The sequence below is a fragment of the Vibrio sp. 10N.286.49.E11 genome (assembly GCF_041469505.1).
Taxonomy (GTDB): Bacteria; Pseudomonadota; Gammaproteobacteria; order Enterobacterales; family Vibrionaceae; genus Vibrio; species Vibrio crassostreae_C.
This window is the reverse complement of sequence record NZ_JBFRKQ010000065.1, coordinates 71893-80557: the sequence shown is the minus strand read 5'-3', so window position 1 is coordinate 80557 and position 8665 is coordinate 71893. Positions and strand designations below refer to the sequence as shown.

The 8665-nt window shown below is 45.8% G+C and carries 11 protein-coding genes; 3 read left to right on the top strand and 8 right to left on the bottom strand.

The window, feature by feature from the left end:
- The first annotated feature begins 240 nt into the window (after positions 1-240).
- Positions 241-786 (top strand): gamma carbonic anhydrase family protein, encoded by a 546-nt coding sequence (locus tag AB4167_RS15860; protein ID WP_017058763.1) that lies wholly within the window; start codon positions 241-243, stop codon positions 784-786.
- Here the strand turns inward: AB4167_RS15860 and AB4167_RS15855 are convergent.
- The 4 genes from AB4167_RS15855 to AB4167_RS15840 all read right to left on the bottom strand — a co-directional run bounded on the left by AB4167_RS15855 (position 783) and on the right by AB4167_RS15840 (position 3472).
- Entirely contained in the window at positions 783-1052 is a 270-nt protein-coding gene (locus AB4167_RS15855) for a DUF1488 domain-containing protein (RefSeq protein ID WP_017058764.1), read from the bottom strand. The two genes, AB4167_RS15860 and AB4167_RS15855, sit on opposite strands and share 4 nt — an antisense overlap.
- A gap of 17 nt (positions 1053-1069) precedes the next feature.
- Positions 1070-1900, bottom strand: coding sequence for a shikimate dehydrogenase (gene aroE, locus AB4167_RS15850; RefSeq protein WP_017067739.1), 831 nt, complete (start codon positions 1898-1900; stop codon positions 1070-1072).
- 77 nt (positions 1901-1977) lie between these two features.
- Complete coding sequence (gene hemF, locus AB4167_RS15845) at positions 1978-2895, bottom strand: oxygen-dependent coproporphyrinogen oxidase (RefSeq protein ID WP_372112126.1); 918 nt, start codon at positions 2893-2895, stop codon at positions 1978-1980.
- A gap of 19 nt (positions 2896-2914) precedes the next feature.
- Complete coding sequence (locus AB4167_RS15840) at positions 2915-3472, bottom strand: L-threonylcarbamoyladenylate synthase (RefSeq protein WP_017058767.1); 558 nt, start codon at positions 3470-3472, stop codon at positions 2915-2917.
- Positions 3473-3667: 195 nt separating this feature from the next.
- Here AB4167_RS15840 and purE point away from each other — a divergent pair, with 195 nt between their 5' ends.
- Positions 3668-4153, top strand: a complete 486-nt coding sequence (gene purE / locus AB4167_RS15835) for a 5-(carboxyamino)imidazole ribonucleotide mutase (RefSeq protein WP_004735777.1) — start codon at positions 3668-3670, stop codon at positions 4151-4153.
- Positions 4154-4158: 5 nt separating this feature from the next.
- The gene (locus tag AB4167_RS15830; RefSeq protein ID WP_372136741.1) at positions 4159-5289 is read left to right on the top strand and encodes a 5-(carboxyamino)imidazole ribonucleotide synthase; all 1131 of its coding nucleotides are present in this window, start codon (positions 4159-4161) and stop codon (positions 5287-5289) included.
- A gap of 88 nt (positions 5290-5377) precedes the next feature.
- On the opposite strand, the gene AB4167_RS15825 is transcribed toward AB4167_RS15830, so the two are convergent.
- The 4 genes from AB4167_RS15825 to AB4167_RS15810 are packed head-to-tail and all read right to left on the bottom strand — an operon-like array spanning position 5378 to position 8640.
- Positions 5378-5947, bottom strand: coding sequence for a type I DNA topoisomerase (locus AB4167_RS15825; RefSeq protein WP_017063003.1), 570 nt, complete (start codon positions 5945-5947; stop codon positions 5378-5380).
- A 12-nt stretch (positions 5948-5959) separates the two neighbouring features.
- Positions 5960-6436 carry a DUF494 family protein gene (locus AB4167_RS15820; RefSeq protein WP_029235095.1) on the bottom strand — a complete coding sequence of 159 codons (477 nt, stop codon included), beginning with the start codon at positions 6434-6436 and terminating at the stop codon, positions 5960-5962.
- Between the two features lie 3 nt (positions 6437-6439).
- On the bottom strand, positions 6440-7552 hold the full coding sequence (dprA, locus tag AB4167_RS15815; RefSeq protein WP_017071760.1) for a DNA-processing protein DprA: 1113 nt from the start codon (positions 7550-7552) through the stop codon (positions 6440-6442).
- Positions 7549-8640 carry a LysM peptidoglycan-binding domain-containing protein gene (locus tag AB4167_RS15810; RefSeq protein ID WP_229648151.1) on the bottom strand — a complete coding sequence of 364 codons (1092 nt, stop codon included), beginning with the start codon at positions 8638-8640 and terminating at the stop codon, positions 7549-7551. Before AB4167_RS15810 ends, dprA begins: the two co-directional genes overlap by 4 nt.
- Positions 8641-8665: the final 25 nt, after the last annotated feature.

Below are 8665 nucleotides of genomic sequence, written 5' to 3'. Positions count from 1 at the left end.
TTCAAAACTTTTTTCAAGCGCTTAGCTTGGCTAATTTGACCTGCTGATTCGTTTTGGTTTCTTACGAAGCCATCCCGTGTCAGCGAGGTGGCATTATAGAGATTTCGATCACACTGGCAAGCTCTTTTTGAAGTTTTTCTTACTTTTTTGATTGTTCGAGCGTTTTTTGTTCAAAACACCCCATTTTCACTAGTATTCCTCTTAATTAAGGGCTTAAGGTGCCTATATAAAGGAGGATTTATGAGTTCAATACGCAGTTATAAAGGAATATCCCCTCAGATTGGGCAAGGTGTCTATATAGATACCAGTTCAGTACTGGTTGGTGATATCAAAATCGGTAACGACTCTAGCGTGTGGCCTTTGGTTGCAGCTCGAGGGGATGTGAACCACATTCATATTGGAGAGAGAACGAATATCCAAGATGGTAGTGTCTTGCACGTCACCCATAAGAATGCTGAAAACCCTGACGGTTATCCTCTCTTAATAGGTAATGATGTCACTATCGGGCATAAAGTAATGCTGCATGGCTGCACTATTGAGGATCGTGTACTTGTTGGTATGGGAGCGATCGTGTTGGATGGCGTGATTATCCAAAAAGAAGTGATGATTGGTGCTGGTAGCTTAGTGCCACCAAACAAGGTACTTGAAAGCGGTTACCTCTATGTAGGAAGCCCAGTAAAACAAGCTCGCCCATTAAATGATAAAGAGCGTGCCTTTCTACAGAAGTCTGCAGACAACTACGTTCAGAATAAAAATGACTATCTAGACTCTGTAATTTCAGTCTAAAGCGCTTTGATCTGAATCCGATTAGAGGAGTCATACTCCTCTTCTTCTATTAACTCTTCCGCTAGCTCTTCAATATCGAAACGTAACTCTGAAAAGATAACTAAAGCTTGATCGCCTTCTTCTATATCTTTACCTGCCAATCGTGATAATTCCTCAATAGACATGACACATTCAATCAATGCGCCCGACTGTTGTGCTGGGAACGTGATTGTTCGGCTCTCTTCATCCCAATCTTGGATATCAGGAAATAGAATTGATTGATTCATTTTTTATAAACACCCCATTACATCTCTAGATTTTTACGTAATTCTCTTAAAATCTGTTTTGTTCCCGGACGAAGACCACGCCAAAGCATAAAGCTTTCTGCTGCCTGCCCCACTAGCATACCCAAACCATCATAAGCAGCATGAACACCATTATCTAATGCCCATTGATTGAATACCGTCGTTCCAGATCCATAAACCATGTCATAAACGGCGCTAGTAGAATTGAAAATCACCTCAGACACTTCAGGAAGCTGCCCGCTTAGACCAGATGAGGTAGAGTTAATAATGACATCAAAGCCTTCATTAACATCACTTAGCCCCATCCCCTTGATGTTGCCATGCGACGAAAACATCTCAGCCAGAAGTTCAGCCTTGGAGCTGGTTCGATTAGCGACCACCAGCTGTTGTGGCTTTTGGTCGAGAAGAGGTTGAATCACTCCTCTCGCAGCACCACCAGCGCCAAGAAGAAGAACACGTGCTCCTTTTAGCGTGACTTGATGTTGAAGCAGGTCTTGAACTAAGCCCTCACCATCGGTGTTATCACCAATGATCTCTCCATCATCTAACTTCTTAAGGGTATTTACGGCACCAGCTAGTTCAGCTCTCTCAGTTAGGCGATTGGCTAACTGATAGGCATCTTCTTTAAAAGGCGCTGTGACATTGCACCCTCGACCACCTTCGCTGAAAAAGGTTTTGGCAGCAGTGATAAATTGACCGTGCTCTGGCTGTAATGCTGTATAGGTAAGTTGTTGGCTGGTTTGGCGAGCAAATAATGTGTGAATGAATGGCGATTTGCTTTGCCCAATAGGATTACCGAAAACGGCATAACGATCTACTTGCTGTGTCATATCCTTACCTAACAGAAATAATAAAAAGGGTCATCTATATAGATGACCCTATCACTATCCCTATAAGGAAGGAAGAACTACCAAACTCGAGGTTTGAGGTAGTCACTATAAAGCAGAGCTTCTGGTGAGCCCGCTTGCGGTTCATAGCGATATTCCCAACGAGCCAACGGCGGCATCGACATCAATATAGACTCTGTGCGCCCACCGCTTTGCAGGCCAAATAAGGTACCACGGTCGTAAACTAGGTTGAATTCAACATAGCGGCCACGACGGTATAGTTGGAAGTCACGCTCACGTTCGCCATAAGGTGTATCTTTGCGACGCTCGACAATAGGTAAGTACGCCGCAGCAAAACCTTCACCGACAGCCTGCATATAAGCAAAGCTCTTATCGAAACCCCACTCATTTAAGTCATCAAAGAACAGACCACCAACACCACGTGTTTCGTCTCGGTGAGGAAGATAGAAGTACTTATCACACCACTCTTTGTGTTCTTGATAAACATCATCACCAAACGGCGCACAAAGATCTTTAGCAGTTTGATGCCAAGATTGGCAATCTTCATCGACAGGATAAAATGGCGTTAAGTCAAAACCACCACCAAACCACCAAATCGGGTCTTCCCCTTCTTTTTCCGCAATGAAGAATCGAACGTTCGCGTGTGAGGTTGGGATATATGGGTTTTTAGGGTGGATAACTAATGAAACCCCCATCGCCTCAAACTTACGTCCGGCTAACTCAGGACGGTGAGCGGTTGCAGAGGCAGGCATTGCTTTACCAGCGACGTGAGAGAAGTTAACCCCACCTTGCTCAAATACCGCACCGTTGGTCATCACACGAGTTCGACCACCGCCACCAAGGCGCTCGCCAGGTTCACGCTCCCATGCATCTTCTTCAAACAGTGCAGTACCATCAGCTTGCTCAAGCTGCTGGCAAATCGAATCTTGTAGGCTCAGTAAAAACTGCTTTACTGCTTCTTTATCAATTGCTGACATCTTACTTCCTTTGCAGGGTTTAACCCTGTCTTAATATTTTCGACGTTTTTGCATCTCTAATTTCGCTTGGCTTCTCACGGCCACCCGTTTGGCCTTCTAGAATCGCGACTAAGTGTTGACCCAGTTGCTGTTGAACTTCTTCAGTCGTCATACAAGGCGGCTCGCCAGTCAGGTTGGCACTGGTAGAGGTTAACGGCTTGCCGAACTCATTACACATTCTTTGAACCAAAGGGTGATCCGTCACTCGTACCGCGATGGAATCAAACTGGCCGCTGACCCAGTCAGTAACTTTGCTGCTGGTTGGCATAATCCAAGTGACCGGACCTGGCCATGTCGCTTTCACTGTTACCAACTGTTCTTCCGTCAACTGGCTTTCATCAATATAAGGAAGCAGCTGCTCGTAACTTGCAGCAATCAAGATCAAGCCCTTTTCAACTGGACGCTGTTTTAACTCGAGTAATTTCTTGATGGCATGTGGATTATCAGGATCACAACCAACCCCAAAAACGCCTTCAGTCGGGTAAGCAATGACTTCACCTTGTTGTAATGCCTGCAAAGTATGTTGAAAGTTATCCAAGGGTTGCCTCATTAATTCTGTTATCGAACTCGCTAAGTGTACAAATTATCATTCACTGTGACTAAAGCTATTTGTTTATAAAATGTATCAATTAACAACTTAGACTGACGCAAACGTTTTCCTTAAGCAATTTTACCCGTATAATGCGCGCAAAATATCTAATCACTAATTAAATCGTACCTGAAGGAGTTTGAGATGACTGTCGGTATTATCATGGGTTCTAAATCTGATTGGCCAACAATGAAGCTAGCTGCAGAAATGTTGGATCAGTTTGGCGTAGCGTACGAAACAAAAGTGGTTTCTGCTCACCGCACACCTCAGTTGCTTGCTGACTACGCAACCAGTGCGAAAGAGCGCGGTATTAAAGTGATTATTGCTGGTGCTGGCGGTGCTGCGCATCTTCCGGGCATGGCTGCAGCTTTCACAAGCGTACCTGTTTTAGGTGTTCCTGTTCAGTCTAAAGCACTGAAAGGCATGGACTCACTGCTTTCTATCGTGCAAATGCCAAAAGGCATCGCGGTAGGTACTCTAGCTATCGGTGAAGCTGGTGCAGCGAACGCTGGCATCCTAGCGGCTCAAATCATTGGTACACACAATGAAGAAGTAATGGCAAAAGTAGAAGCATTCCGTTCTGAGCAAACAGAAACGGTTTTGGCTAATCCAAACCCTGCAGAGGACTAATTTCCATGCATGTTCTTGTGTTAGGCGCGGGCCAACTTGCTCGCATGATGTCCCTAGCTGGGGCACCGCTGAATATTGAAATTTCTGCTTTTGATGTTGGCAGCAAAAATATTGTTCACCCATTAACGCAAGCGATTCTAGGTAACGGCTTAGAAAATGCGATTGAGCGTGCGGACGTCATTACTGCTGAATTCGAACATATTCCTCACGATGTACTTGAGGTGTGTGAGCGCAGCGGTAAGTTCTTACCGACAACAGAAGCAATCAAAGCTGGCGGTGACCGTCGTCTTGAAAAAGCCCTGTTAGACGAAGCGAACGTGAAGAATGCTAAGTACTACGTGGTTAACTCTCGCGAAGACTTTGACGCTGCAATTGCTCACGTTGGCTTACCAATGGTGTTGAAGAGCACACTTGGCGGCTACGACGGCAAGGGCCAATGGCGCTTAAAGACATTAGACAATGTTGACGCGACTTGGGCAGAAATGACTGAGTGCATTACCGCGACCGACAACCAAGCGATTGTGGCTGAAGAGTTTGTTCCGTTTGACCGCGAAGTATCACTGGTTGGTGCTCGTGATACCAATGGCGAGGTTCAAGTGTATCCACTGGCTGAGAATGTTCACACCGACGGCGTGTTGAGCTTATCGACAGCGATTGATGACATTGAACTGCAAGAGCAAGCTAAAGCCATGTTCACTGCCATTGCTGAGCGTTTAGATTACGTTGGCGTGCTAGCACTTGAGTTCTTTGATGTTCAAGGTTCACTGCTTGTTAATGAGATTGCACCACGTGTTCATAACTCGGGCCACTGGACGCAACAAGGCGCAGAGACTTGTCAGTTTGAAAACCACCTACGTGCAGTGTGTGGCATGCCACTAGGTAGCACTAAACTGATTCGTCCAACCGCAATGATCAACATTCTTGGCGAAGATACTCTTCCTGAGGCTATTCTTGCTCAAGGTGGTTGTCATGTTCATTGGTATGGCAAAGAAAAGCGTGCAGGTCGCAAGATGGGTCACATTAACGTGAGCGCTGACTACAACGCAGAATTACAAAGAGCTTTGTGCTCATTGGCTGAGATTCTTGATAAGCAAGCCTACCCTGCTGTGCATGAGTTTGCTGAGCAGATGAAGTAAGCCTACATTGGCTTATTGATATAAAAAGTTTATTGGATACAAAAACGGCGCTCAGTGAGCGCCGTTTTTTTGTGTCTATAATATCGAGTTATTGAGATTGAATGTGGTGACACTTGCGATCAGCGCATTGCTTCTTGGTACCACTGGCTGTTTTCTTCTCAAGTAACAACGGGAACTGGCACTGTTCACAACGACCTATAACAGGTGGCTGATTAACGGCGAACTTACACTTAGGGTAGTTATCACACGCATAGAAGGTTTTGCCATAGCGAGATTTACGCTCAACCAAGTGGCCTCGACCACACTCAGGGCAGGCAACAAGTGGCTGCTCTTCAGGTTGTTCTTTCGGTTGGTCCAAAGATTCGATGTGATTACACTCTGGATAACTGCTACAGCCAATGAACATCCCAAAGCGACCTTGCCTTAATACCAATTCGTTTTGGCATTTAGGACACGGAACGCCCAGCTCTTTCACCACATGACCATCATTTTGATGAAGAGGCTTGATGTAATCACAGCTCGGATACTGCTTACAGCCTAAAAATGGGCCGTGCTTACCATGGCGAAGCTGAAGCTCCCCACCACACTGTGGACATGGTTCATGCTCTAACGCATGTTCATGTGCTGAAAAAAGCTGATTATCAATCTTACTACTCATGATAAGCCTGTATTAATGCAAGATACCTTGCTCTTTGGTGTACAACAGCTCTTCCATTTGCGTGTAAGCACTTTCATTACCCGGTACATTGAACAGTACCATTAAGATAATCCACTTCAGATCATCCAACTCAAATTCATTGGTCTCTAACCCCATGACACGATCAATCACCATTTCACGAATCTCTGTCGTGAGGACGTTGATCTGCTCAAGGAACAACAAGAAACCACGACACTCCATATTAATACGTGATATCTCTTTACTTGTGTAAACACGCATCGAGGTATTAGAGCACATAGTAATCGCCGCTTGGTTATCGGTATCTTGCAGTGCAGCAAGGTCTTCTAACCAATGGAGAGCCTTATAAATATCATCTTGGTGAAACCCCGCTCGAAGAAGTTCATCTTCAAGTTCGTCTTGATCCACCTGCAATTCAGAATCGCTATGGATGTAGGTTTCAAACAAGTACATCAGTATGTCCATCATCATAGCTTAGCCTCTCCCCTTTCGAATATAGCCACCGGAAACTGCAACAACATGCCCTGAGAGCTCAAGCTCTAAAAGCTGCATCATGACCTCATGCACAGGTATATGGGTTCTCTGTGCCAAAATATCAACGGGTGTCGCCTCTAATCCTACGTTAGCTAACAGCTGTGGAAATGGCAATTGTTCATTTTCACCCTCATTCGGCGTAGGTTCGAATAAGCTCGGCTGCTGATCTATAGACCAGTTTAACAGACTCTTTATTTCAATCAGAACATCTTGAGCATTTTGCACTAAACATGCTCCAGCTTTGATGAGACTGTTACCTCCGCGACTGGTTGGGCTATGAATAGAACCGGGCAGCGCAAACACTTCTCGACCTTGCTCCATGGCATAGCGAGCGGTAATTAAAGAGCCACTCTTCTCAGCCGCTTCCACCACCAAGGTTCCTAACGACAAGCCACTTATAATACGGTTACGACGGGGGAAATGTTCAGGTCTTGGTTTAGCACTCGGTCGAAACTCTGAAATCAGCGCTCCGTTCTCACAGATCCTCTCAGCTAGATTTCGGTGGCGGGCAGGATAAATGGAGTCCAAGCCAGACCCCAACACTGCAAAAGTTTCCCCTCTTTTATCTAGAGCACCATCATGAGCATAGCCATCGATACCTAAAGCTAAGCCACTGGTGACAATTAAACCGTTTTGGACAAACTCTTTGGCGAAGGACTTGGCGGTCTGCAGTCCTTCAATACTGGCATTGCGGCTGCCGACCATCGCGATTTGAGGCTCGATCAGTTTTTCAACGTGACCTTTAACGAAAAGAACACTGGGCGCAGAGGCAATCTCATTAAGCAGTTTGGGATAATGTGGGCAATTAGGGGTAATGATGTGATGGTTAGGCTGTTTTGCTTGCCATGATAAGCAAGCCTCCACTTCTCTTGGGGCTTGCTCTCTTAGATAAGAAATTTGTTTGCCTGATAAACCCATCACTTGCAGCTGCTGGCTTGAGTAGCCAACAATGTTCGAAGGGGAATCGATACTCAGCAGGCGAGAAAGGCGTTTGCCACCCAATTGAGGAACAAAACTTAGAGTTAGCCAAGCACTCAGTTGTTGCTCATTCACTCGGTGCCCTTAACCTCTTCTGTCAAAGCAAGATCCAAAGGCGATACTGCCAGAATGCCCTTGCTAACAGGCTTAGAGCTCTGAGTGATCAACGCGAGGCTAAAATACTCATAAGGACGAATGACCATCAAGCTACCCAGCGAGGTACTTGGCAATTGCACCTTATCGCTCGCCGCAGACTCTTTATAACTGTATTCACCTTGCTTACCAAACACCACCGCACCGCTTTCGCTGAGGGTAAACATAGAACCTTGGCGAAGGTTATCCTGTGAACCTTTGTTGATCACTACCACCTGATTCTTCGCGCTGTATTGGCTGCCATCTAATGAGCCCAAGATATTAGCAAATTGACCCGCCGCACTAGGTGCAGGATAAAACGTGGTAGAGAGCTTCACCTGATCAACACCAAGTTCTGGTAGCACAAGGTCGTTCAGCAATACCTCTTGCAGCTGAGTGTCTATCTGCAAGCTGCTGAACTCAGCATCCACCTCTTTTAAGCGCGCAGTGGCGACCAGTCGCAAAGAGGTAATACTCGCTTGGGGTTGCTGCCGTTGGTAGGTTTCAACTGCGCGGTAGATACCCCACTTTTGATGTTGTTGGTTACCTGAGATAAACAACCGGTCTGCACCCGATAAGAAACGTTTACCATCACTGGTTCCTAATACTCGTTGTGCCGATTCGATATCTTGCTGCTCTACCAAGCGATCAGACTGTAAATATGGCAAAACCAGCCCTTCATTGACGGTAGGTACTGCTTTCTTCTCAGAGACACGAATCTTAGGGCTAAGCTTGATAACAGGCTTGAGGCTCAATACAGGCTCGCCATTAATCCAAACCAAAGACAGTTTATCTCCGGGATAAATGAGATGAGGGTTTTCTATCTCTGGATTGACCTGCCATAACCTTGGCCACAACCACGGGCTATCAAGATACATCGCAGATATATCCCATAAGGTATCGCCCTTTACCACCACATACGCCTCAGGTGCGCCCTGCTTAATGGTTAAAGGTTGAGCGCTATTTTCAGCCGTAGCGGCGAACGAAAGCGAGGCACAAACAAGAGAAAAAATGGGAGAAAAATGACGCATGACCTAGGTTCCTTGGTCTGAATAT

What these genes read in the sequence shown, in the direction of transcription:
- AB4167_RS15860 (WP_017058763.1), top strand. Translation starts at nt 241, where the DNA reads ATGAGTTCAATACGCAGTTATAAAGGAATATCCCCTCAGATTGGGCAA.
- AB4167_RS15855 (WP_017058764.1), bottom strand. Translation starts at nt 1,052, where the DNA reads ATGAATCAATCAATTCTATTTCCTGATATCCAAGATTGGGATGAAGAG.
- aroE (WP_017067739.1), bottom strand. Translation starts at nt 1,900, where the DNA reads ATGACACAGCAAGTAGATCGTTATGCCGTTTTCGGTAATCCTATTGGG.
- hemF (WP_372112126.1), bottom strand. Translation starts at nt 2,895, where the DNA reads ATGTCAGCAATTGATAAAGAAGCAGTAAAGCAGTTTTTACTGAGCCTA.
- purE (WP_004735777.1), top strand. Translation starts at nt 3,668, where the DNA reads ATGACTGTCGGTATTATCATGGGTTCTAAATCTGATTGGCCAACAATG.
- AB4167_RS15830 (WP_372136741.1), top strand. Translation starts at nt 4,159, where the DNA reads ATGCATGTTCTTGTGTTAGGCGCGGGCCAACTTGCTCGCATGATGTCC.
- AB4167_RS15825 (WP_017063003.1), bottom strand. Translation starts at nt 5,947, where the DNA reads ATGAGTAGTAAGATTGATAATCAGCTTTTTTCAGCACATGAACATGCG.
- AB4167_RS15820 (WP_029235095.1), bottom strand. Translation starts at nt 6,436, where the DNA reads ATGATGATGGACATACTGATGTACTTGTTTGAAACCTACATCCATAGC.
- AB4167_RS15810 (WP_229648151.1), bottom strand. Translation starts at nt 8,640, where the DNA reads ATGCGTCATTTTTCTCCCATTTTTTCTCTTGTTTGTGCCTCGCTTTCG.